Source organism: Sphingomonas sp. 2R-10 (genome assembly GCF_030062225.1).
In the GTDB taxonomy this organism is placed as follows: Bacteria; Pseudomonadota; Alphaproteobacteria; order Sphingomonadales; family Sphingomonadaceae; genus Sphingomonas.
In genome coordinates, this window is record NZ_JASCXF010000008.1 from 93,627 (window position 1) to 116,163 (window position 22,537).

Sequence of the window (22,537 nt, forward strand, 5' to 3'; positions counted from 1 at the left end):
GTCATTCCTTTTTGGGTGGGGTATGGACCGGGTTCTGTTGGAGCCAGGTCTCGACGAAATAGCGGTAGTCCGCCGCAATATGGGTCTTCAGATTCCAACCGCCAGGCGTCATCGAATCCTCGGGCGCGACCTCGTCGCAGATCAGCGGATCCTGGCTGTCGGGACGACGGTCGCGGGGTGGCGCTTGGATCATGGTGCGCATCGGCAGCCGCACTGCTTCGCCCAAGATGATTGCCTCGCCCGTGCGTAGCACGGGCAGCATGCTGGTCAGACCCTCGAGATTGTCGGAGAGCGCGCTTGTTACATGCGAGCGATCGGTCGAATTGCTCAACCGCATCGCAAAAAATGTCCCGCACTGCGACAGGATCGTCGGGTTGATCTCAGCCGGGCGCTGGCTGACGATCATCGCGCCAATGCCATATTTGCGACCTTCCTTGACGATCCGCTGCGTCGCGATCGAGGCCGCGCTGCTTCCATCGTCGCCAAGGTAGCTATGCGCCTCCTCCATCACGACGAGCAGCGGACGCTCGCGCCCGCCCTCGGAGAGGTTCCGGGCCCAGAAAAGACCGTCATAGAGAACACGCAGGATGTTGCCGATGATGTCGTTCGTCACCGTCGAGGGGATGCCCGACAGGTCAAGGATCGTGATCGGCTTGTCGCTGCCAAGCCAATGCCCGACCAAATCAGCAAGCGTCTTGGTCGTCTTGCCATCGAGGTCGGGATGCCAGTCACCCGCCTTCAAAAGAAAGTCGTATCGGGCAACGCGCAGCCGTGCGCCCAGCGCTTCAAGCGGTCCTCGGATGTTGAGGACGTCCGGGAGGGCGTTGACCTTGTCGGGATCGCCCGCGACGTTCTTAAACTTGCGAAAACGGGGCGGAATGCCCGCCTGCGCGTCGCCAATCTGCTTCACGCCCGTTGCATCGAGCTCATAGGCCCAGGTCGCCGGGTTATTGGGATTTGCGCCCGCTACGTTGTGATACGTCCCGAAGTCCCGACAATAGAGATCATACCAGAGCTTGTTGAGCGAGAAGGGCACCGGGCTGTCGGCGGTGATGCTCGCCGGGTCGACGCCGACGATAGGCTGGGCGGCGAGACTCGCAATCTTGGCAGCGAGGATTTCCTCTAGGATGATGTTCCGGGCCTTGCCATCGGGCGGGAGGCTCCCGAACGTCACCCGTAGCAGCTCGTCGAAACTCAGCGCCCAGAAGGGAATGCAAAGCCGGTGTTCGTTGGCGTAGCGGGCGTCGGGACTGATCTTGAAGATGTTCGCGCGATCGCCGAGCGCCTTGCCATATTCGCCGTGGAGATCGAGCACGACGATGCGCGCCGACGGAAAGCGGCTCTCGTCCGACAATACATTCAAGAGCCCTGCGACCGTCGTCGATTTGCCCGAACCGGTTGTCCCGACCACGGCGCTGTGACGGGTCACCAGCTTGTTGACGTCGACCAGCGCATCGATCGACTCGCTGCCCGCGACATGACCGACGCGGATGAGGTGGTTCTGCTTGTCCGACCGGCCGTAGATCGCTCGAAGATCGGCCTCGGAGACAAGATGGACTTCGTCCTCGAAGGTCGGATATTGCGAGATACCGCGCTGAAACCGGCCCGACCGATAGCCCTCGCCGATCAGCTGGACCGTCATCCAGCGAAGGCCATTCGGCATAGAAAGCGCTGCCTTCTCGGGGACCGCACTTGCTCCCACCTGCGAGACGATGCCGTAGAGATCGACATAACCGACCGGGATTTTGACGAAGCTCCCGATCTGGCCGATCTTGTGTCCTTGGCCGTGAACAAAGCTCAGGCCCGAGAAGCGATCCGACGTCAAAGTGACGCTGACCGACGTGCCGCTGACGTCCTGAACCGTTCCGATGACGGTCGCCCGGTCGGCGATTTCAGGCCGGATCATCGCTCGTCCCGTCACCGGAGAGACCACGCAACAGCGCGCCGAGCGCGGCGAAGTCGCCGAGCCGCACGGTGACCTTGTCGCCATCCTTCACAAGGATGCTGGGCGGCAGTACAAGATCATCCGCGCCATCGCCTGTCCAATCGCCGAGTGTGCGACCGACAATGGCCTTGTTAAAAGCCAGCAGGCTCAAATTCGGGGTTGCTAGCGCGCATTGGCGCGCCAGCGTGTAGCTCTCGGCCTCTAGGTCTCCATGAACGAAGGCAAAGACATGCGCGGTCGGGTTCGCCTCAAGGCTACGACATATAACGTCGTTGATATGCTCGTCTGCAAATGAATATCCGCAGATAAATAGCAACGACGACGGTGCAAGCAAAAAGGCCTTCAGTCTGTCGAGCATCGCGAGATAAGGCATCTTGCGGCTTTGGTCATATTTGAGGTGTGATGGATAAATTAAATAGCTCTGCTGGTCGGTTTTCTGGTCGGTTCGGACGACGTTCGTCTCATTCTCTAGGCGCCAGTTGAGAGATCCATGAATCTTCCAGAGCCTGGTCCACCGCGGCGGCAATAAACCCTCATCCTCAACAGCGCCGAGATCGAAAAAAGCTTTCCGGGCCCCAATGAAGCCGTCAAAATAGGGCGCGAAACTCTCCTCGAGCGCCTGCTCCATCAATAGATCGTAATTGGTGGTGAAGAGATGGACGGGCCGCTCACGCCGGATCGAGCGACTCCAGATCGCGAGATTGTGATAAGGGCTGTCCTTCGCCGGAAGGGAACGAGTGACCTCCTCTGAGATTACTTTGCAGACCTCTGCATCCAGAATTCTGAGTTCAGATGCCGTTAGGCCGCGGACATTCCCGACGCCAGCGACGCTCGCGAATATGCGGATGCGACTGAGGATGAGCTCGATATTGCCGCTGTTGCCGCCATCCTCCTCCACGATCTGAACGATCTTGCCCCAGCTTTCGGCGCAGTCCCCGCTAGACAGGCTCTTGGCGATCACCTTCGTCAATCCAGCCACGTCCCAAATCAGCGGGTCGGTGATAGTCTTTCCACCCTCCTCGCGCTCATTGACACGGATCGACAGCGGGCAGCCGGCACCGAGGAAGAAGCCGATCGGCTTACGGTTCTGCGACAATGCCTGCTGAATGAAGCTGATCTGCCGAACCGGATCGTGTTTGTGCATCTTGCCCCCGAACCAGCGTTCCCTTCCCTGGTCCGAAATTCAGTAGTCCTTAATCGTCTGCCCGAAAAGGCTGGGGATGTCGGTCTGCCCAAATGGCTTATCAATCGACATTAAGGCACATTGCCGTCCCGCTGCTCCGAGCAGCTTGACCGGCAGCTTTTTGTGTGAGCCGACATATCGAAAGCAGGATTGGAACGGCGTATTCTGGTCGTAAGCTGCCCGTCCCTAGAAGCGCCCACTGTGGCAACTCACTTCATTTTTTTCCTCATTCCACCTGTGTCATGTTTGAGGTGTCCCATGTTCACTGATGAAATCGCTCCAGCCAAGATCCCATCGTCGGTCGCTTTTCGAGCGGGATGGCAGCGGCAGCTTGCTGGAAGGCGACGAGTTAGGTCGGTGCTTCGGCGATGATCGCATCGATCTCTACGGGATCGAGCAAATCTTCCTGGCGGATGAAGGCGGTCATCGAGCCGGGTCGCGTTCGTGTCGATCGGCGCCACAATCCCTCGACGTTTCGAAGACGTGGCGCGGCCCTCGCCTCCATCAGGACAATGAGGCGTAACTCCGCCGGCGGCAACGCGCGGACCTCTGCGGATTTCATCGACGTACAGAAAAAACAGGAACTCTTCGGGAACAACGGTAGCCCGGCGCCGGCGATACACCGGTCGCAGTCATCCCGATCCCAGCCCCATTCGCGCAACGGGTATCGATAGTCGTAGAGGTCGGAAACGTGGCCCTCACGGTGCGCGTAGCGCTGGTTGTCGCGCGAGGAGCAGTCGTAGCCAATCAGCCGAACGACATTGCGTCCTCTGCCCCAGGCGTGTTGCGCCGGCGGCCAGGCCTTGACCCATTTGTCCTGCGGCGAGATCTTGTGCCGCGCCGAGCAGGAATGGAGACCGAACGCGATCGACGGCAAGGTCCCGTTGGTCAGGCACGCCTCGAGCAGGTCGTTGTAGGGAGGCCAATGCTTGCAGTGCGTCACCTTATATTCGACCATCTCGTTGGGGACGGCGTGCGCGTCCATCCAGTCGCGGAACAGCGGGATCAGCGGCCGTGTGTGCGGTTGCTCGGGCATGGCGGCGAGCAGGACCATGTCGGGCGGCTCGCCGCGCCGGACCAGTTCGACGATCATCGCGGTGGAGTTCGCCCCGGCACCCCAGGCCGCGACCACCGGGGATCGATCGCGCGTCACGCGATCATCGCCAGCATGCGATCAGGCTGCGGTGGTCGCCGGTCGGTGACGCGGTGGGGCTGGAGTGGGTCGCGGGTCTGGACGACGTAATGAAGCCGCCCGGTGGCATGGCGCAGACGCAGTGCCACCGCATAGGCGTGATCGAACGAGGCGAGGCGCGCGCGAAGCGGCGAGACGAGGTCGAGCGGGTCGAGGAGCATCATGAACCCTCCTGATGGTGGAAATTCAACTGGGCGGGGTCGCGCTGGAATTCGGCACCGCGAACGAGGTATCAAGGAACGACCGGTGCCGGGACGACCCGCGCCGCGTAGAGGATCGGCAGGTCCACCTGCGAGGCGGCAGGTTCGCCGAAACCGACGATCGTGCCGGCAAGCGCGCGCCACAAACCTTCCGGCCATGCGTGAAGCGGCACGGTGTGGCGCAGGATGCCGCTGTCGTCGGTGTCGATCGTGTTCGGGCGTTGGCCGGCGCGGATCGCCGGGAGCGCGTCGGGATCGAAGGCGACGAGGCCGAGGATCGACAGGTCGACGCTACTGAGCGCGACATGGGTCGCCGGCATTTGAGCCGGTCGTTCTGCCCGGCCAATCATGCCGCGGTTTCCACCGGCATGGGAGGCAGCGGCGTCTCGATCAGCGTGGCGTCGGCTTCGCAGACGTTGCAGAAGGCCGCATCGAACACCGATCCGAGCGTCCATGCCTGCGCCGGCTCGTTCCACTGCGCCCAGGCGTCACGCTCGACATCGGCGCTGCCACACGCTTCACAACGTATCCCGATCGCGGAAACGGGATCGGGCAAGGAGTCGTCGGGATAGACCGGAAGGTCGGAACAGGGCAGTTCCTCGCGATCGAAAGACAGCCAGCTCGCACCTTCCTCACAGGCACGGCCGAGAAGCTGCCATAGGGCGGCAGGCACGTTGGCGGGACGATCGGCACGGTCCTCGACGACGCCGACATGGATCATATAGCCGTCGTGGTGCGGGACGATCGTAAGGTCGGTGTATTCAATCAGGGACTGGCCCTCACGGCTCATCGCGACCAGGCTTTCGATGAGACGGCGCTCCTCGCCGGGCAAGTGCAGGGTCGAGCAGACGCAGGTATGGAAGCGGAGCATAAGCATCTCCTTGTTTGAGGGTTCGTCAGCAAAGCGGCGTCGCTCAGCCCGCTGGCGGGTCGCTCCATTCGACAGCGAGGCCAGCATCGTTTGCGACGATCGTCACCGCCCGGCCGCGCGGGATCAGCCAGCGCACTTCGTCCGCGAAGGCGGTGCGGATGCCGTCGAGCTGTGCGGCGTCCGCGCCGTGCAGCAGCTTCACCGCCCTCGTGCGGGCGCTGCGACGAAAGCGGTCGCGCTGGGTTTCGGCGCTGTCGCTGTCCGGATCGTCATCGGCGCAGAAGAGCGTCGCCTCGATCTGCGCCGCGAGCCGGTCGGGGGTGATGTCGGCACCGCGCCGCACCAGCACGAGCGCGTCGTCGAGATCGTAGCTGCCGCTGTCGCAGACCAGCGCATCGACCGGGAACCGGCGGTCCTCCGCCGCGGGCGCGTCGATCCAATCCCGGAGGGAAAAGCTGAGCTGGAGACCATCGACGATCCCCGATGCGAGATCGGCCGGCGCATCGTACCGGTCGCCGTACCGGTGAGTGACCCCATCGACGGTGACCAGAATGGCGCTCGCGTCGATCCGCGGCAGGGCGTCGTACCAGGCGTAGCCAGCGAACGCCTCCTGCTCATCGACCGATCGCGCGGCGATGAAGGCGGGCTTGCGGAACACGGATGCTGTGGCTCGGGCAAGCTCCGGCTCGAGCCGGGGCACGATCAGCATGGGCTCGCCCGCGATCATCGTCGGGGACGGGTGCCCCTCACCATCGGCGGTCGCCGGCACCCAGGCGGCAAGTGCGGCCTTAGCCGGCGGCAGGTCGACGCCGATCTCGCGCCCCCAGGTCCATGCGGCGAATGGAAGGCGATGGGCGGTCTTTTCGCCGATCGCGCGGTAGATCGCCCGTTCGGCGGCGATGCGAAGCGCGGCTAATGCGTCGTTCTCGACCATTTCCTTGCGGGCGGGCAGGACCAGCTTGAGGTCGGGCGAATCGAGGATATCGACACGAACCGACCAGGAACATGCGGTGTCGACTTCGCGGACCTGCGGCAGCCGGCACTCGACCTGCAAGCCGTGAAAGTTGAGCCGGTGACCCTCCGGCGCATCACCGGCATAGATGCCAATCCGGCAGCCGCGGGCTTCCTCGATCGCGGCGGCACCGTGCAGGAAATCGCGCCGGACGCAGGCCGTTCCCTCGAGGAATACCGGCAGGGGATGATGAAGCGCCGCGGCGCGCACCTCGCCGGACACGGTGCCGGCCTGAAGCGCGGTGATGGCGAGCCGGATCTCGGTGCCCTCCGGAGCTGACACGGGTTCGAGGGGGAGCAATGTGCCGCTTTCCCAGGCATCGGCGGGGATCACGACGCGCCATCCCCCCGGCGCGCGCCGCATGCGCGAGCGGATCTCGACGTCGCGTCCGGCGAGGCTGAAGACGCCCATGCCGGCGGGATCCTCCGACCTCGCGATCTCGGCATCCCAGCCCGAGCGACCGAGCGCAAGCAGTGCGGCCGGATCGTCGATGCCGCGACCATCGTCGCGCACGATCAGGACGTGACCGGCGTCGTCGAGCGCGGTCTCGACATCGACCTGCGTTGCACCGGCACGGCGGCAGTTCTGGAAAATCTCGTGAAGGATGTCCGCGAGCGTGCCGGCATATCGCCGGGTGACCCGGCTGATCGCTTGGTGGTCGACGACGGCATGGATGGTGGCGGGAAACGACATGGGCGATCTCCTGGTGGCGGGACGACGATCCTCCCTGCCGCACACCGCTCACCCCTCCACCTCCCGGACGGCTGACGCGCGTCGGAAGGCGGGCAGGAGCGGTGAGGGTTCGGTGTTCAGGCGGCGATGGCGATCGACGGCACGATGTCGATCCGGGCATCCTGATAGCCGTGAGCTGCGCGCCAGCGCTCGGCGGCGGCGTCATCGCGGGCGACATGCTCGAGCGCGTCGTGGCCGAGGGAGCTGGTGATGACGAGTGCCTCGCCCGGCTGCGGGACCGAGGCGATCTCGAAGTGCAACCCGCTGTTCACGCCGAACACGCGCCGGACCGACAGTATGATCACGCCGCCTTCGCCGAAATCGCCCTCGTGGACCGTGAAGCTGCCCGGCATCCGCGGCCCGGAGCCGGTATGGCGCTCGACCAGCCGCCCCTCTCCGTTGCTCCGCTCCCAGTCGCGGACCTTGCGGACATGACGCGAAGGCGGGCGGGGCGTGCCATCGCTCCAGCGGATGATAGCGCCGAGCGGCGCGTCGGCGAAGATGGTGGCAGCGGACAGGGACATGGGGTTCTCCTCGGCGACCGGTCCATCCGGTCACCGGATCGCCCCCGCCTCCCCTTCCGCTCACGGAGTACCGATGGTCCGGGCATCGTCCGCTCCGCAGTCGGCGTCCCGGAAGCAGGCGGTGTCGCAGTGGACGATACGGCAGCCGCGATGGTGGAAGGGTTCGCCGTCGATCATCACCGGACGGTTGCCGAGCCGGCGGCACGGCGCGTTGCGGCTGTTCCGGAAGCCGCACGGAATGGCGAGCAGCGGCAGTTGGTCAGCATCCGGCACAACGGCGGCCACCGGGTCGGTTGCATGCTTTGCCACATCGAACAGGTCGCCATGATAGAGGTCGTTCGTCGCCACGGCTCAGGCCGCCATCGCGAGGCGGGTAGCGGCGGCAAAGGATCGCAGCGCCCTCGCCATCTCGACGCGTATGTGCGCCTTGTTCGAGATGATGATTTCGGGCGCGAGCGCGACGCCGGTCGCGGTGACATAGCCGCTCGCCGCCACGCCCGGCGCGACCTCGATCAGGATGCGGTGACCGCGCGGGGCCACCTTGCCGCCGTAGCGGGCGGTGAACTCGCCGAGCTTGCCGGTGAGTCCCTGGATGACCTTGCTCCAGCGGATATGCCCGGCACCGACATTCTCGCCCGCTTTGCGCCCGCGTGCCAGCCAGGTCCGGCAATGCGCGCGCTGCTGGAGCGGCGTATTGCGGGTGCGCTCCATGACACGGCACAGCGGCAGGACCGAAGCGTGGGCGTCGATGACGGTGAGATATTCGCCCTGTGCCGCCGCAAGGACATCCTCGATCTCGCGATCTTCCATCAGTGTCGTGAGCTGCGCGCGGGCTTCAGACGATGCCGCCAGTTGCGCCGCGCGGCCGGGCGTCATCGCCTCGGACCAGCCCGCGTATAGTGCATGGCCATTGATGAAGCCGTGCTCCGCCGACAGGATCACGATACGCGCTTGCCGCATACCCGGTGTCCGCCGGATCTCGTCCGCAATCGGATCGTCGAGCAGCTCGATCACCGAAGAGGGTCTTCCGACGTGACGGATTGCCGAGGCGGCGAGGATAAGAAGCCGGCGCTCCCAGGCGACCGGTACATGGATATCTGCCGGCTGCGGCCACGCACTAGGCAGCGGGCGTGATGCGACCGGGATTTCCTGCACGGGTGTCGACACGCGACCGGCAGCGGCGAACTGGCGGCGTGCCGTATCGAACAGATCGTCGCGGCGTCCGCCACCATCGGCGAAGCCTTGGGCATAGGCTTCGGTCGATCCTTCGGGAACGACGCCGAGCAGGTCGCGGCCCGGCGGTCGGTACTCCCAGCCGGCCTGCGCCGCCGTCCAGCCCCAGGCATAGTCGACCGATCGAAGCCAGCCATAGCCATGTCGGTCGCGCCCGGCGAGGATCGCCGCATCCTGCGACGAGGCTCGCCCGAGGCGAAGCTGGCCTTCGGTGAAGGCGAAGTTGCGCGCCTCCTGCTCGCGCGCCGACGCTTGCCGGATCTGCTCGTTGACCGGGTTCATCGCTGCGATCCGGGCGCGGGAGCGCGCCCGGCGCTCGTCGAGCGGCGCGGTCGGCGGCAGGTCGGGATGGTCGCGCCAGGCGGCGGCGATCAGTGCGGCGTGCTCGGGCTTGCGGCCGTGTGCGATCCAGCAGGCAGCGTCGGCCGGATCGAAATGGGCGTCTGGCATGCGCGTCTCCGATCAGGCCGCTATGCGGGTGGTCTCGAGCGCGACCGATACCTCGGCCCCCTCACGTGCGCGGCGGACCCGATTGCCGCGGATGGCGGCGATCCGCTCGATACATCGCTGGCGCAACTCGCCGTCGGCCGCCGGAATGGCCTCGGCGATCCGGCCGAGATGGCGTGCCAGCAAGATGACGGCGGCATCGGCGTCGGGATCGCGGTCGGCCTGGCGGCAGTCGTCGATGGCAGCGGCGACGGCATGGACGCTGGCGATGATGATAGTCAGCGCGCTCGAATCGAGCGCCTGCTGGTGACGGTAGAGGGTGTCGAGCGGCATGGGCTCCATCTCCTGGTTCACCCCTACCGCCCCCTCTCCTTCCCTACCGTGAGAGGGCAGTGACCTGCCGGATGACATGCAATGCGGGACGTCCTGCACGGCGGCCCGAGCGGCCGGGCGATGTGCCCTGCATAGACGGCGACCGCGGCCAAATAGGCTGCCATGGGCGGCTTGCGCCGTCGCCAGCTTGCCTCGCTACGCGCACGGGCATCCCTCTGGAGATCGAGCAACAATTGCCGGAGGACCATGCGCGTCATCGGATCGAGCCGTCGAAGCGCAGCGACGGCCGGCAGCGCCAGCACCGGGTTACGCACCTGCGCCCGTGTCGACCGGTCGCTCATGCGACAGCCGGGGTTACGTGGCACGATCTGGCCCGTCGACTGTCGCGAGCGCCCGGGTGGATGCTGCACGTCGTCAGATCCGGCCGGCTCACCCAGTCGCGGGGGAACGTGAAGCATGACCATTCTTTCACGGTGCCGCGCGCGCCGGACACGCGGATGTGCTATGCCGGCGGCGCCCTCAGCGGCGTTCGAGCGGGAACGGAGAACCATCGATGCAGGCGTGCGATGATGACGAGGAACGTGCGATCCATGCCACCCTCGACAGCGGCGTGTCCGACGCGGATCTTGCCGCGATGCTGCGCGATCTCGCCGATATCCTGCGCGGCAAAGGCGGCCACATCGGCGCGCGTGTCGCGGAGATCGCCGCCGAAAGGTTGAGCGCCCGCGATCGTTCAGGCTGAGGCGGGCGCGTCAGGGTGGCGGCGCGGCGTTCAGTTCCGTCCGGATCAGCGGCAGGAATACCCGGCGATGCACCGCGTCCGCTTCGCTGCTAACCATCACGTCGGATCTTGCCCAGCGGCGCCGGCCATGGTCGGTCTCCGCCCGGAAGCGAGCGATGGCAGCGGGGATGCGACCATGCCATTCGGGAAAAGCGCGCCTGCCACGCATCGGACGGCATCGTGCTGTAGCCATGGATTAAGGCCAGCACGTCGAGCGGATCGGGCGCGGCTGTAACGTTACCTGTCACCGCTGGAGAGGCCGCGCCAAGCGTACAGCTTGTCGGCGCTGCCATAGCAGCCTTCCGGCGCATAGGCGGTCAGATAGTCGACATAGACCGGAAGCGCGGCGCGGTTCTCGGCGTCGCTGCCCTGCATGGCACCGATCAGGTCATTGGCAAGGAGACAGCGATAGAAGGTGCTGAGCGAGGCGCCGCAGCCTTCCTCGATATAGCGGCGGATGCGGCCACGGCCGTCCGGCGGCAGCATGTCCAGCTTCTCGATCCATAGTGGATTGGTCATGGTCGGGCCTTTCGCGAGGATCGCAGGGAGATGTTTGCCGGCAGTCGCGGCGAGGTGGCGACTCGCCGGCTTCAACCGGCGCGGCGACGGCCGGCGACGACACCGCTGAGGCCGATGAGCGCGAAGATCGCATCGGCCAGGCGCTGTGCGACGTCGGACACGGACAGCCCGAGCAGCGCGGCGATCTCGTCGCACGATCGCTCGTCGTCGCGATACGCCAGGTAGATGCGGGAGGTGAGATCGGGCAACACCGAGAGGATGGCATCGTGGCGGATGCGGAGATCGTCCAGAAACCGCTCGATCGCGGCGTCGACCGTATAGCTGATGCGAGCGGGATCGCGCCGCAGCGCGAAACAGGGCTGATCGTTCAGCATCTCGACCGCCTCCCACACGAGCGGTACGGGGTCGGTCGCCGGAACGATGGATCGCTCACCAGTCATGGACGTCGAGCCCATCGACCTGGGCGGCATCGCTGTCAAACAGGATATAATCGAAGCCGCGCTGGCGGCCGAACCGCATCGCGGCGCGCAGGTCGGTCGGCAGCGGCTCGGCATGTGCCTCGGGCTCCCGCGTCGCGACGAACCAACCGTAGAAGGTGGTGGCGATCGCAACCGGCGCGGGCGGCGGGGGGCCGAGCGACCAGCGCTCGAGCCACTCCGAGGTGGCGTGCGACACATGCGCGGTGGACAGGACGCAGTAGCGCCCCTGTTCGAGGCCGGCATCGTCCTTCGCAATGCGCGCGGTGCCGATGGCGAAATATTCGCTGATGTCGCCGGCGAAATAGGTGTCGACGATCTCGGCATCTTCGAGCGAGGTGGAATCGCGCGGGTCGCCGGTCCGGTCCCAGCGCGGGCGGCACCAGGCAGCGAGTTCACGGGTCAGCGCGGCATCGCTCGTTGCGACATGGAACCGCGTACCATTCCCTGAGTCGATCAGCGCCACGGCGACGTCGAGTTCAGCGTCGTCGATGGTGGCCGCAGCGGTCGCCAGATCCTCGATCAGTGCGCCGCGCGCGACCTCATCGAGGTCGGCAGGCGTTTCCAGGGCGGCACGGGCACGGGCGAGCAGGTCGCGATGATCGCGAGGCGAGGTCGATGTCACGGCGGGCTTCCTTGTGCGATTGAGGTCATGCGGCTCCGCCGAGCAGCGGCAGCGCGGTTACGTCGCCGTCGGTCAGGCTACGATCGAGCTTGGGATAGGGATGATCAGGAATGCGGGCGGCGGCGTGCCGCGCCGCGCGGGTCAACGGAAAGACATAGGCATGGCAGCCCGGATGGCGCCGCCGCAGCAGCAGCCCCGCGCGCTGCAGCCCCGTCAGCCACATCGCGCGGTCCTCGCCAAGCTGCGGCGACGGCGCACCGGCACGCAGCAGGTCGTCGATCGCGTAGCGCTGGCCGCATTCGGCGTTGCGGATCTTCGACAGTGCGCGCGAGGAGATCGGGCGACCGTCGGGCAGGATCAGGTCGGTGCGCGGACTGGAGCGCCCGACATAGCGCGCCGCCATCACCGCGTAGAGACCACCGACATGGCCGGGCATGAAGACCTGGCCGTCCGCATCGGTACGCCGCACCGGATCGGCGTAGGAGATGACCGACAGGATCTCCGGCTTCTCGCGGCGGAGCAGCCGGAAGGCCCGTGCGACCAGGAAGCTCTCGGCATTGCCACCCTGGCTGTCGAGCACCACCAACCGGCCGAGGTCGCAGGCGGCGCGCGGGTTTTTCAGCCCGGCATTCTTCGGCACGCTGGCATCGTTGACCGGATGCGAGAAGACGCACACCCCGACCAGTTCGGACCGGCCGCCCGCGCCATCGGCGAACAGCCCGACCGACAGCCGCGTCACCGGCATCGACGCGGCATAATGATGCGTCCGCACGAACGGGCTCGCGACCCTGTGCGCGTCGATCACGTCGACGGCGAGGCGGCGGGCATCGATTTCGGAGGCAGCCGGAACCCAGCGGCTGCGGCGGTCGCGCCAGCGTTGCGAGCGGGTGGTGTGCATGACGATCTCCTGCCGATCGCCATCATCCCCCCTCTCCTCCTCCTGCGGTACGGGGCCGCTCCTCGCGCGGCAGCGGGATCGGGACGACCTGGCCGCTGGCGAGGTTGATGAAACCGCCGGCCTGGCCGATCGAACCGCGAGCCAGCAGGTCGAACAGCAGCGCGAGTGCGTGGGCCGCGACGACGCGGTTGACGAACAGCGACTGGCGTTCGAGCGCCTCTGCGACCGAGCAGGACGGCGTGTGGTCCTCGGCGAGGCTGTCGTCGGCGAGTTCGGAAAAGGCTTCGAGTACGGTCGGCAGGCGACACGGGTCGGCACCCGATCGTGCGGGGCAGCCGAGCAGGAACTGGCCGTCGCGTGCGCGGTTGCCGAGGTCCAGCCAATAGGTCGGCACGCGTTTCGCTGTTCCCAGCGCCGCCCCCAATGCGCGGCGGGCCGCAGCGGTGTCAACGCAGCTGATGACGAGGTCGGCCCCTTCGACCCCGACGGCGTCCGGCGCACGACCGTGGACCGCGGTCCAGGCGAGGCCGTGCGCGATGTTGATCCGCTCGGTCAGCGTCCGCACCTTGGACTGGCCGAGGTCGCAGGCATAGAAGGGCTGGCGACCGAGATTGGCCTCGCTGACCAAATCGTCGTCCACCGTGGTGACGTGCAGCAACCGCGACGAGATCGCGCGTAGCGCGTTATCGAGCGAGGCCAGTCCCATCAGCATCTGCGCACCGTTGCCACCGCAGCCGACGAGGAGGACCCGGATCATGCGGGCGTCGAAGGCAGCGGGCAGATAATGTCGATCAGAGGGCATCATGCTCTCCTGCAAAGGGGCTGCGCGGCAGGGTGATGAACATGCCGCCGGCACAGAGTCGCGCGGCCATCGTCGGTCCCGCGGGATCGTCGAGACGACCGAGGACGATCGCGACCTTGGTGGCATGCGCGTCGTCGACGTCATCGGTGGCGCTGAAGAAGGCGCGCGCGTGTCCGTGGCTGTGGACGTCGCAGACCAGATGCCAGCCGGGTGCCGGGACCGGGGTACGATAGACCAACCGTGACGGGCTGGCCGCGTCGATGACGGGGAACTCGACGACGAACGCGCGCGTCTGCTCGTTCCAGAGGACGAACGCCGCCGCCTCGTCGGGCAGTGCGGCGCGGAAATGATCGCCGATCGCCGCAAGCAGCGCGTGCGGGATCAGCCCGCAGCGCAGGTCCGCCTTTGCCGGCCCGACGCTGCCGTAAGGAAGCCAGGCACGGACCGGCGGCGTGACGGGCAGGTCGAGCGCCAGCCAGGGCCGGCGCAGGATCAGCATCACCCCGTCATGGCCGATGGCGAAGCCGTGACCGGCTCGTGCATCGCGCAGCGCGTCGATGGCGGGCGACCGCTCGGTCGGCGGCACCGGGTGACAGGGAACTGCGGCAAGGACCGCGGCGGCGGTGGGATCGTCGGCGAGCATGGTCATCGCCGGCCCCGCGCGACGAGCGTTCCGAGCGTCATCGGCTCGGCTCCGCCGCCCGGTGTTTGCCCGCCACGCTGCCCTGCTCCGGTCGTGAACGGCCGGAGACGCCCGACCGGGAAGCGCTTTGCCCTGCGCGCGGCGAGGTCGTCCCAGAGCCGGACGAGGCCGCCCCTGCCGGTGACGGTCCGCTCCTGCCCCGGGTTGAGGTGGGTCGACCAGCTGTCGAACACCGCGCGCTCGAACGCCGGGATCGATGCGAGGTCCAGCCCTCCCGGCCGGGCGATGTTGCCCCAGCACAGCTGTCCGTTCGCATAGACGTTGAGCACCGGCGAGTGACGCAGTTCGGTGTCCGCCATCGGCCGCGCATCGGTCGGCAAGGCATAGACGCCGAGGCCCGACCGGGTGGCGACGAACAGATGCGCGGGATAGGGCACCGGGGCGATCGTCCGGTCGGACAGCGCGCGGAGATCCGGCGGCGGATTCGACAGCGCGAAATAGGCGGGCCGCACCTGCGCCGGCGTCCACCAGGCAAGCATGTCGGCATGGGCGACCAACACATCGGGCGGCAGGAGTTCGGGTCGCGTCGTCCGCCCGAGCGCCTCGGTCCATTGCCGCAGATGCGCGCGCGACAGTGGCACGCCCGCGGCGATCGTCGGCTGACCGTCGTCATCGAGTTCGACCGAATGGATGCTGGCGAACGCGGACGCCGCCTGACTGGCCGACCCGGCGCGGTAGAGCAGGATGGCGCCGCTGAGGACCAGATCGCCGGCGGCGGCGTCGAAGCGGGTGGAATGGCCTGGCATGCCGAACCTCACGAAGAAGAGGGATCGAAGCGGATCAGCTCCTGGACCGCGCACAGGAATGTGGCGCCGAGCCGGAGCGAGGCGAACCAGTCGTCGATCCGGTCCGCATCGGGCAGCGGATAGAGACCGGCGACGTCGCTGAAGCCGACCTCCATGCCGTGGCGGCCGATATCGTCGAGTTCGCAGGCGAACTGATCGAACGGGACGAGCGTCACCGGCGGCAGGTGCAAGGCTTCCTCGAGGTCGGGAAGATGGTCGAAGAGAATCTCATGATCGACGTGCCATGCGTCGCAGCCGGGCGGGATCTGCTCCACCGCTTCGAAGGTGCGGCGAAGCGCAACCAACGTTCGACGCAGGCCGATCGGGAGACGTGCCGGCGGGACCGCGTTCGCCGCGATCATCCATGCCGGCCGGCGGGCGTTCATCGTCGACGGCAGCGACTGCCCGTCGAGATCGTCCTCCTCGGCACCGTGATAGTCGACCAACACCTGCCGCGCGGCGGCATCGTCGGTCTCGCCCTCCCAGTACCAGCGGGCGATCTCCTCGAACAGATCCTGGTAGCCGAACACCGGGAGCACGCGACCGAGCATGCGTTCGAGCGCGGCATAGGCGGTGGCGCGCCAGGCTACCGGCGCGTCGCTGTCCTCGATCCAGCCGAGATCGAGCTGCCCGACGCTCTCGCAGGTGACGACGAGCGCCGGCGGCCGATCGCCGTCGCCGCGCAGCACCGCGACCCCGAGGTCGGCCAGCTCGACGGGCTTGAGGATGTCGAGCACCGCGGCGGCGAACGTCCGCTCGATGTGACGGCGGACCTGCGGCCGGGTATAGATCGCCGCGGACGGGTGCTGCCTGGCGACCCAGCCGCCGACGAACCGATGATGGCGCGCCAGCGGGGTATCGAAGATGGTCGGGATGTCCCCGGACAGCGCGACCGCCCGCCCGGCAAGATCAGCCGAGCGGTGCGAGCCGCAGACCGGCGGGGGGATGAAGCGGCTCGCGGACGCCGCCCCCCTCGCCGCGTTGCGCGCCGGCGACGATCGCGACGTGGAGGGTTTCGGCCTGCGCACTGCAGGCCGGTCGGGCAAGGCCGGTCGTGTCGCCATCGTCGCAGGCCATCCATTCGAGCAGGGTCTTGACGGGCGCCGCGGGGATCGGCGCCGGCTGCGGGCGGGACACGCGCTCAGCCCTTGGTGCCGATGGCGCGGCGATATTCGACGACGTGGGCGCCGCCGGTGACGCCGGCATCGACCGCCTCGGCGTTGAGGATCGCCGGATAGAGGGTGGCGTGATAGGCGCGAAGCGCCGCCCGGTCCTCGGCGAGATGCGGCGGCACCGGAAGATCGATGCCGTCATAGCGATAGGTGCGGGTGAGCTGCTGGATCTGCATGGTCGCTGTCCTGTTCGTCGAGGTTGATGGTTCGTTTGGGAGGTCAGAAGAGGCTGGCGGGTTCGTCCGGCTTCGCCGTGGCGGGCGGGCTGGTCGGCGCCGCTGGCGTCGCGACACTCTCCAGCGTCGAAGTTCTGACCGCGGGTGCGGCAGTTTTCGCCTTGGCCGCGTCCGTAACGGCCTGCTTCGCCTTGTCGGCAGCCTGCCGCTGTTCGGCGATCTGGTCCGCGAGGTCCTTACGCGCGGCGATCAGCTGGCCGAGCGCACCGTCCGTCCCGCGCGCAAGTTCGGCATCGATCTCGGCCGCAGTCGCCGTGATCGAGATCGGCCGGGTCTCGCCGGCATCGGCGGTGCGGGCTGCGCCCTCTACCGTTCGCGGAATGACCGTCAGGGTCACGGTATCGTCGGGGCCGGCGACGAGGTCGAGCCTAAGCGAATAGCGGGCAAGCAGCGGCAGCAGGCTGGCGATCAGCATGGTGATGATCCTTCAGGTAAGGGTTGCGGTCAGGCGGCGAGCGCGGTGATCGGCGGAGATGCCGACGCAGGCGCGCGGTCCGGCGGTGGGCCATAGGCACCGTCGAACGTCATCGAACCCGGCAGGCGCCCGGGCCAGGCGAAGCCCGGGCGATTGAGCATCGCCGTTACGAGATCCGTCTTCTTGGCGGCGAGCAGTTTGGCGAACGCCTTCTCGCCCATGTGCGCGACCAGGCCGCATTCGCGCGCGAGGAAGGAGAGCTCGTCCTTGGTATAGCGTTCGAGAAAGGCCCGATCGACTTGCCAGCTATCGCGCAGGTCGACGTAGAACGCCCGCGCCAGGTCCGCGACATGGCCGAAGCGGTGGACGTCCTTGGCATAGGCCGCACCGATTACCGACAGTATGTTCGTCGCCTGCGCACCGGCAAGGGCGCGGATCGCGGCGATCTGCGCCGGATAGTCGAGCCCCGCGAAGGGCGCGCCGATCAGCACGCCGGCGCGGGAAATCAGCGTATCGGCCTTGATCTGGGAGAGCGTGCCCGACATCGCCGCGATCAGAATGGTGATGCGGGCGTTATCCGCGTTACCTGCCAGCGCGCGGGCAAGCGCGGTGCGCCAGGCGGCCTCGCGATATTCGGCGGTGCGGGCGGCAATCGACGTGCTGGTGACGCACGGGCCAGCCGTGAGTGATGCCCGGCTCGCAGCTATCGCCGGGGGTGTCGGGGCGGGTGCGACGGCGGCGATCCGGGCAGGCGCAGCGGTCGTGCTGCTTGCCGGTTCCCTATCGTCGGTCGCAGCATCGCCGCGGGCGTGCTCCAGGCCATCGTCATCGGCTTCATCACCCTCGATATCGTGCCCTTCAATATCTTCGTCATCGGGTTCACCGGCATCCACAGCGGCGGGGGCTGGCTGAGCCGCCTTCGCCAACCGCTCGGCCTGTTCCTGTTGCTCGAAGCGGATCGCCTCGGCAGCCTGGGTCTTCAATTCGAAGCAGGCAGCGTTGGTGCAATGCCCGTCGTCGACATGGGTCTCGAACAGCACCGCCTGCGCGGCGGAGTTGAACGGACAGGCGGTGCATTCGCCCTTGTCGAAACACGCGCTGGCGAGGTTCTGTGTAACCCGCATCAGCAGTTCGCGGGTCTTGGCGACATCCAGCCTGGCGTTCAGGATCGTGTCGAGCGCCTTGTCCTGCTTGTCGGCCGGGATGACCGCGAGCAGCTCGGCATGACCGACCTTGATCCGGCGCTCATCGAGCGCGCATTTGACCGTTTCGGACAGGTCGGCGAGCGCCAGGCGGCGATCGAGCTTCGCCCGCGACCAGCCGAGCCGGCGCGCCGTCTCGGCGCGGTCGTTGCCGCACGCCGCCAGACGGCGGACCGCCGCGTCGGCTTGTTCGGTCTCGGATGCATCGTCGCGAACGTCGTTCTCGTCGATCGCCGCCTCGAGCGCTTCTTCGTCGGTCATCTCGCGAACGACGACCGGAACCTCGCCATCGGGACCATACACCTCCAGCGCTGCGCGGTAGCGGCGTTCACCGGCGACGATCTCGAACAGGTCGCCGCTACCGGGCCACGGCCGGAGCACGATCGGCTGGATGATCCCGCGCAGCCGGATCGAGACGACGAGTTCGTCATGCGTCGCGCGGTCGAAGTAGCGTCGGGGGTTGCGGCCCTTCACCATCCTGGACAGCGCGAGCATGGTGGCGCCGATCGGAGGCGTTCGGGCGATGGGTTCCGCGATGGAAGCGTGGGATCGGACGCGCATAGCGGGTCTCCTTGCAAGGGAAAGGCACGCTCCGGCCGGGAGGCCGGAGCGTGAGGTCATGGATTCAGACGGAGCGGCAGCGAGGCGTCAGCGCGCCTGTTCGAGCAGCTTCCTCGCCTTGGCTTCGAGATCGAGCCGCGCGTCCTGATGCGGCTTGCCCCGCGCGAGCGCGGTGATCCCCTGGACGAAATCGTAGACCGAGGCAGGCGGGTGGCCCTCTTCCGCCAGTACCATTTCGATCACGCGGCTCGTTTCCGTCTTGGAGAAGCCGCGCCTGCGCAGGAAGTCGGTGCGATCCTCGTCGGTGCGCGCGACGACGCGCTCGCGCGCCGAGCGAATGCCGTCGACGAAGTGGCGGGGCGAGCTGTCGGCGAAGCTCTCCAGCGCCGGGGCGGCCTGGTGCGCGAAGCGGGCGGCCGCGAACTTCGAGTGGCGGATGCTGATCTCCTCGAAGTTCTCGACACCCCAGAGGTTCCGGTTCTGACACACGGCGCGGAGATAGAAGGTCGCGATGCCGAGCGTCTTGGCGCCGACCTCGCTGTTCCAGCAGTAGAAGCCGCGGAAGTAGAGATCGGGGTCGCCGTTCGGCAGCTTGCCGGCCTCGATCGGGTGCGTATCGTCTACCAGGAACAGGAAGACGTCGCGGTCGGACGCATAGAGCGTTGTCGTCTCGCGGCAGACGTGGACATAAGGGTTGTAGCGCATCGAGCCCCAGTCGAGCACGCCCGGCACCTTCCAGCGCGTGTCCCCGGTGCCGTTGCCGGCGATCTTCATCACCGCCGCGACCAGTTCATGATCCCAGATGCGGCCGTAATCCGGGCCTGTCACCGCGCGCAGTTCGGTGCGGCCATCCTCGGCCTGGAGCAGCTTCACCTGCTCGGCGCGGTGATGGAGAAGACCATGCTGCATGTTGATCCCCGCCAGCACCGCGGGGAGCTGGCGCAGATAGGACGCCGGTGCGCCGACCAGACTGCACAGTTGCCCGAACGACCAGTTGGTCGGTGCGACCGGGCCGGCATTGTCGGGAACCAGCAGCGCCAGTTGCTCGCGGTTCGGCCCGCGTGCCTCGACGCGGATGCTGGCGCTCTCGACGACTTTGGTCTTCGCTCGCTCGGCCCGGCCGCGGACGCTGGCGTAGAGATCGGTGAGCGACAGGTACTTTTCGTCGTCGGGGCGTGAGAACCATTCCGACGATACACGGTCGACATTGCATCCGCGCGAGATGTCGACGCGGTAGGCGCCATCGACCTGGCGGTCGGCGACGGGAGCGAGGCTCGCCATGGGATTGTCTCCTGCTGAATTGGGGTGCGAACGGACTTCCGATCCGTCATCCGATCCCCCCTCACCTTCGCTCCCGCCACGGATCACGGCCGGGCTGGCGGCTCGCCAATCCGCTGGCTGCACCGGTCGATGGACGGGCGCGGGATGCGTTCCGGTGGCATGGCGAAACTCCAGTCGCTACGCTGCGGCCATGAACGATCGCACCCGCATCGACGCCTCGTCCGACCATCGCCCGGACAGCGCCTTCACCACCGGCACGCCGCGCGGACTCGACCGGTTCGTCGCGTTGCATGTTCGATGCGGCGCCAACCGGATCGAGGACGTCTTCGCCATCGACTTGCGGCTCGAGGTGGACGAGTGGCGGTTGCAGGTGGAGCGCAGGTCGGGGCTGTTGCAGCGGCTTGCAGGACAGGTGCTGCACCAGCCGCCGTCGGGATTGCCACCCATCGAACTCAGGGTCCGCCTGCGTCACTGCTATGTGCGCTATCGCTGCGACGGCGTCTCGGTTCTTGCCGACAGCAAGTATCGCAGTGCGGTCGAGATCGGCGCCTATGCCGAAACGCAGGCCACCTCGGACCGCACCGCTGCGACCCGCGACCGGGCAAGCCGCCTCGATCTGGCGGCAGCGCTGAGCGGCCAGCCTAGGGCATCAGCGGCCGGAAGCTACCGTGTCGGATCTTCCTGGCAGGGCAGCGCTACCGTCGAGCGGACGATCACCGCGTCGCAGGATCTCTATGAAGTAGAGGCGGTGCCGGGGGGCTGGCGGGTCGGTGACCGGACCCATGGCGACCCGCTCAAGCGCGACGGATGCCTCGATGGCCAGTATTTCGCGCGGGTCATCGAGGGACGGCCGCATGGGTGCGAGGTCGAGTTCCTGCCCGGCTGCGCGACCGGCACGATCGACTTCGCGGTGACCACGCGCGATGGCCTGAGCGTCGAAGCGATCGGTGGCGAGCAGGCCGCACAAACCGAGCGCGATGCGGCGATCGCCACGATGCGCGACCGCCTCGCCGCGATCTGCATCGAGCGGGCCGCCACGGACTCGATGACGGACGAACTCACCCTCTACGAGATCCAGGCCGCTTGTACGAAGGCGCGCGAGTACGGTGATCGGGCGGCGGAAGGGGAACGCTCGTGACGCGCCTCGTAATGGACAATCCCGATCTCGGACGCCGCCTAGCTGACCTCTACGCAGGCGAGGATACTCGCTTCGATGCGCTGGTGCGCGCGGCCTGCCTCGCGCCCGATCGCGACTTTCGCGATCGCGACCTCCGCGCGCTCCGCTTCGAGGACGCGGACCTGCGCGGCTTCGATCTTTCCGGGAGCGATCTGCGCGGTACGGGCCTCCGGCACGCCCGTCATGTCGATCGCACCACGGGCCTGACCGGCGCGATCCTCGATGACGACGATGCGGACTGGATCGTGCGGCGTAGCCAGGTCGACAGCCGCGACCGGGTCGAACTGGTACGCGATCTCCGCCAGGCGATCGATCGGCGACAATTCGAGCTCGTATTCCAGCCCAAGGTGGATTTGAAGAGCCGAAAGGTGACCGGCGCGGAGGCCCTGCTGCGGTGGCAGCATCCCGACCGGGGCCATGTCGCACCCGCGACCTTCGTTCCCCTCCTGGAAGAGGAGGGACTGATCGAAGCGGTCACCTACTGGACGATCGAAGCGGCGATCGAACGGCAACGTATCCTGCGCAAGCGTGGATTCGATCTCGTCGTCGCGCTCAACATCTCGCCAATGATGATGGGCGAGCGTGACTTCATCCGTAATTGCGCGCACGTCCTCGGCGGAGAGCGTCCGCGCCTTTGCTTCGAGATCACCGAGACCGCGCTGATCGCCGAACCCGAGACAGTGCCCGGATACATCCGCGAACTGGAGGCCATGGGCATCGTCGTCGCCATCGACGATTACGGTACGGGCTTCTCCTCGCTCGGCCTTTTGAAGGGTTCCGGCGCGAGGGAACTCAAGATCGACGGGAGCTTCATCCGGCAGATCGGCAACGATCATTCGGAGCCGCTGATCGTGCGGTCCACCATCGATCTGGCGCACGCCCTCGACATGGAAGTGACCGCCGAAGGCGTGGAGACCGAGGCGCAACTGTCGCTGCTGACGATGATGGGGTGCGATGCCGCACAAGGCTTCTTCATCAGCCGCCCGCTGACGCTCGACGCGCTGATCGCTCACCTGGAAGCGAGCGCCGAGGTTCCGGTCGAAACGGGACCTTGAAGACCGAAGGCGCAGACCCCGGACCTTCCGTGACGTCGCTGCCGGGTTCCACGATCGACATGTCGGCTTCCGTCCCGCGCCACGAGTTCATCGTGCAAGCAACTCGGTATCCGGATCATCCGTGCAGCGAAACCGGCTCATGGGTGGCGATCGACACGTTCCCGCCCCCTCGCCCCC

At 67.0% G+C, this 22,537-nt stretch carries 30 protein-coding genes; 5 read left to right on the top strand and 25 right to left on the bottom strand.

All coding sequences use genetic code 11. From position 1 onward, the window contains the following. Position 1: 1 nt before the first annotated feature. From QLH51_RS05705 to QLH51_RS05735, 7 genes are all read right to left on the bottom strand, one after another. Positions 2-1,906 (bottom strand): ATP-binding protein, encoded by a 1,905-nt coding sequence (locus QLH51_RS05705; protein ID WP_206428947.1) that lies wholly within the window; start codon positions 1,904-1,906, stop codon positions 2-4. Further along, on the bottom strand, positions 1,893-3,089 hold the full coding sequence (locus tag QLH51_RS05710) for an SIR2 family NAD-dependent protein deacylase (protein WP_125656631.1): 1,197 nt from the start codon (positions 3,087-3,089) through the stop codon (positions 1,893-1,895). The genes QLH51_RS05705 and QLH51_RS05710 overlap by 14 nt, the downstream gene beginning before the upstream one ends. 388 nt (positions 3,090-3,477) lie before the next feature. After that, positions 3,478-4,221 carry a hypothetical protein gene (locus QLH51_RS05715; RefSeq protein WP_206428946.1) on the bottom strand — a complete coding sequence of 248 codons (744 nt, stop codon included), beginning with the start codon at positions 4,219-4,221 and terminating at the stop codon, positions 3,478-3,480. A 56-nt stretch (positions 4,222-4,277) separates the two neighbouring features. Continuing rightward, the gene (locus QLH51_RS05720) at positions 4,278-4,484 is read right to left on the bottom strand and encodes a hypothetical protein (RefSeq protein ID WP_206428945.1); all 207 of its coding nucleotides are present in this window, start codon (positions 4,482-4,484) and stop codon (positions 4,278-4,280) included. A gap of 68 nt (positions 4,485-4,552) precedes the next feature. Continuing rightward, a complete protein-coding gene (locus QLH51_RS05725) occupies positions 4,553-4,840 on the bottom strand; it encodes a hypothetical protein (RefSeq protein WP_125656627.1) in 288 nt (95 codons plus the stop codon). Positions 4,841-4,866: 26 nt separating this feature from the next. After that, positions 4,867-5,478, bottom strand: a complete 612-nt coding sequence (locus tag QLH51_RS05730; RefSeq protein WP_164516110.1) for a DUF5983 family protein — start codon at positions 5,476-5,478, stop codon at positions 4,867-4,869. Next, on the bottom strand, positions 5,435-6,916 hold the full coding sequence (locus tag QLH51_RS05735; protein WP_283514415.1) for an ATP-binding protein: 1,482 nt from the start codon (positions 6,914-6,916) through the stop codon (positions 5,435-5,437). The genes QLH51_RS05730 and QLH51_RS05735 overlap by 44 nt, the downstream gene beginning before the upstream one ends. A gap of 9 nt (positions 6,917-6,925) precedes the next feature. Here QLH51_RS05735 and QLH51_RS05740 point away from each other — a divergent pair, with 9 nt between their 5' ends. Continuing rightward, positions 6,926-7,171: a hypothetical protein gene (locus tag QLH51_RS05740; protein WP_283514416.1), complete on the top strand. Its 246-nt coding sequence runs from the start codon at positions 6,926-6,928 to the stop codon at positions 7,169-7,171. A gap of 41 nt (positions 7,172-7,212) precedes the next feature. Here the strand turns inward: QLH51_RS05740 and QLH51_RS05745 are convergent, their stop codons facing one another. Genes QLH51_RS05745 through QLH51_RS05760 form a run of 4 tightly spaced genes read right to left on the bottom strand, consistent with a single transcriptional unit; the run spans position 7,213 to position 9,672 of the window. Next, positions 7,213-7,659 (bottom strand): hypothetical protein, encoded by a 447-nt coding sequence (locus tag QLH51_RS05745; RefSeq protein ID WP_125656618.1) that lies wholly within the window; start codon positions 7,657-7,659, stop codon positions 7,213-7,215. Between the two features lie 60 nt (positions 7,660-7,719). Beyond that, positions 7,720-8,007, bottom strand: a complete 288-nt coding sequence (locus tag QLH51_RS05750; RefSeq protein ID WP_125656615.1) for a hypothetical protein — start codon at positions 8,005-8,007, stop codon at positions 7,720-7,722. Positions 8,008-8,010: 3 nt separating this feature from the next. Continuing rightward, positions 8,011-9,342: a hypothetical protein gene (locus tag QLH51_RS05755; protein ID WP_125656612.1), complete on the bottom strand. Its 1,332-nt coding sequence runs from the start codon at positions 9,340-9,342 to the stop codon at positions 8,011-8,013. Between the two features lie 12 nt (positions 9,343-9,354). Continuing rightward, positions 9,355-9,672, bottom strand: a complete 318-nt coding sequence (locus QLH51_RS05760) for a hypothetical protein (RefSeq protein WP_125656609.1) — start codon at positions 9,670-9,672, stop codon at positions 9,355-9,357. 553 nt (positions 9,673-10,225) lie between these two features. On the opposite strand from QLH51_RS05760, the gene QLH51_RS05765 reads away from it, so the two are divergent. Then, entirely contained in the window at positions 10,226-10,414 is a 189-nt protein-coding gene (locus QLH51_RS05765; RefSeq protein ID WP_125656603.1) for a hypothetical protein, read from the top strand. A gap of 10 nt (positions 10,415-10,424) precedes the next feature. Here QLH51_RS05765 and QLH51_RS05770 read toward each other — a convergent pair whose 3' ends face one another. The 14 genes from QLH51_RS05770 to QLH51_RS05835 all read right to left on the bottom strand — a co-directional run bounded on the left by QLH51_RS05770 (position 10,425) and on the right by QLH51_RS05835 (position 20,128). Next, entirely contained in the window at positions 10,425-10,622 is a 198-nt protein-coding gene (locus tag QLH51_RS05770; protein WP_164516109.1) for a hypothetical protein, read from the bottom strand. A 68-nt stretch (positions 10,623-10,690) separates the two neighbouring features. Further along, entirely contained in the window at positions 10,691-10,972 is a 282-nt protein-coding gene (locus QLH51_RS05775) for a hypothetical protein (RefSeq protein WP_125656600.1), read from the bottom strand. A gap of 71 nt (positions 10,973-11,043) precedes the next feature. Then, a complete protein-coding gene (locus tag QLH51_RS05780) occupies positions 11,044-11,412 on the bottom strand; it encodes a sigma factor-like helix-turn-helix DNA-binding protein (RefSeq protein ID WP_125656597.1) in 369 nt (122 codons plus the stop codon). Continuing rightward, positions 11,402-12,073: a DUF5983 family protein gene (locus QLH51_RS05785; RefSeq protein ID WP_206428944.1), complete on the bottom strand. Its 672-nt coding sequence runs from the start codon at positions 12,071-12,073 to the stop codon at positions 11,402-11,404. The genes QLH51_RS05780 and QLH51_RS05785 overlap by 11 nt, the downstream gene beginning before the upstream one ends. A gap of 25 nt (positions 12,074-12,098) precedes the next feature. Continuing rightward, positions 12,099-12,971, bottom strand: a complete 873-nt coding sequence (locus QLH51_RS05790) for a Mom family adenine methylcarbamoylation protein (RefSeq protein WP_125656594.1) — start codon at positions 12,969-12,971, stop codon at positions 12,099-12,101. A 22-nt stretch (positions 12,972-12,993) separates the two neighbouring features. Next, positions 12,994-13,773: a PRTRC system ThiF family protein gene (locus QLH51_RS05795; protein WP_125656591.1), complete on the bottom strand. Its 780-nt coding sequence runs from the start codon at positions 13,771-13,773 to the stop codon at positions 12,994-12,996. Continuing rightward, on the bottom strand, positions 13,763-14,422 hold the full coding sequence (locus tag QLH51_RS05800; RefSeq protein WP_125656588.1) for a PRTRC system protein A: 660 nt from the start codon (positions 14,420-14,422) through the stop codon (positions 13,763-13,765). Before QLH51_RS05800 ends, QLH51_RS05795 begins: the two co-directional genes overlap by 11 nt. After that, positions 14,419-15,222 carry a PRTRC system protein B gene (locus QLH51_RS05805; RefSeq protein ID WP_125656585.1) on the bottom strand — a complete coding sequence of 268 codons (804 nt, stop codon included), beginning with the start codon at positions 15,220-15,222 and terminating at the stop codon, positions 14,419-14,421. Before QLH51_RS05805 ends, QLH51_RS05800 begins: the two co-directional genes overlap by 4 nt. Before the next feature lie 8 nt (positions 15,223-15,230). Then, entirely contained in the window at positions 15,231-15,998 is a 768-nt protein-coding gene (locus QLH51_RS05810) for a hypothetical protein (RefSeq protein WP_206428943.1), read from the bottom strand. Positions 15,999-16,170: 172 nt separating this feature from the next. After that, entirely contained in the window at positions 16,171-16,398 is a 228-nt protein-coding gene (locus QLH51_RS05815) for a hypothetical protein (RefSeq protein ID WP_206428942.1), read from the bottom strand. A 4-nt stretch (positions 16,399-16,402) separates the two neighbouring features. Continuing rightward, the gene (locus QLH51_RS05820; protein WP_125656579.1) at positions 16,403-16,609 is read right to left on the bottom strand and encodes a PRTRC system protein C; all 207 of its coding nucleotides are present in this window, start codon (positions 16,607-16,609) and stop codon (positions 16,403-16,405) included. A gap of 43 nt (positions 16,610-16,652) precedes the next feature. After that, the gene (locus tag QLH51_RS05825; RefSeq protein ID WP_125656576.1) at positions 16,653-17,084 is read right to left on the bottom strand and encodes a PRTRC system protein E; all 432 of its coding nucleotides are present in this window, start codon (positions 17,082-17,084) and stop codon (positions 16,653-16,655) included. Between the two features lie 29 nt (positions 17,085-17,113). Then, on the bottom strand, positions 17,114-18,781 hold the full coding sequence (locus tag QLH51_RS05830) for a PRTRC system ParB family protein (protein ID WP_125656812.1): 1,668 nt from the start codon (positions 18,779-18,781) through the stop codon (positions 17,114-17,116). A 153-nt stretch (positions 18,782-18,934) separates the two neighbouring features. After that, a complete protein-coding gene (locus QLH51_RS05835; RefSeq protein WP_125656573.1) occupies positions 18,935-20,128 on the bottom strand; it encodes a DUF932 domain-containing protein in 1,194 nt (397 codons plus the stop codon). Between the two features lie 190 nt (positions 20,129-20,318). Here QLH51_RS05835 and QLH51_RS05840 point away from each other — a divergent pair, with 190 nt between their 5' ends. The 3 genes from QLH51_RS05840 to QLH51_RS05850 all read left to right on the top strand — a co-directional run. After that, positions 20,319-21,266 carry a hypothetical protein gene (locus tag QLH51_RS05840; RefSeq protein WP_125656570.1) on the top strand — a complete coding sequence of 316 codons (948 nt, stop codon included), beginning with the start codon at positions 20,319-20,321 and terminating at the stop codon, positions 21,264-21,266. A gap of 11 nt (positions 21,267-21,277) precedes the next feature. Then, positions 21,278-22,360 (top strand): EAL domain-containing protein, encoded by a 1,083-nt coding sequence (locus QLH51_RS05845; RefSeq protein WP_125656567.1) that lies wholly within the window; start codon positions 21,278-21,280, stop codon positions 22,358-22,360. Then, positions 22,357-22,537, top strand: a 181-nt coding sequence (locus QLH51_RS05850; RefSeq protein WP_283514420.1) for a hypothetical protein, incomplete at its 3' end; no start/stop codon positions are given. The genes QLH51_RS05845 and QLH51_RS05850, both read left to right, overlap by 4 nt.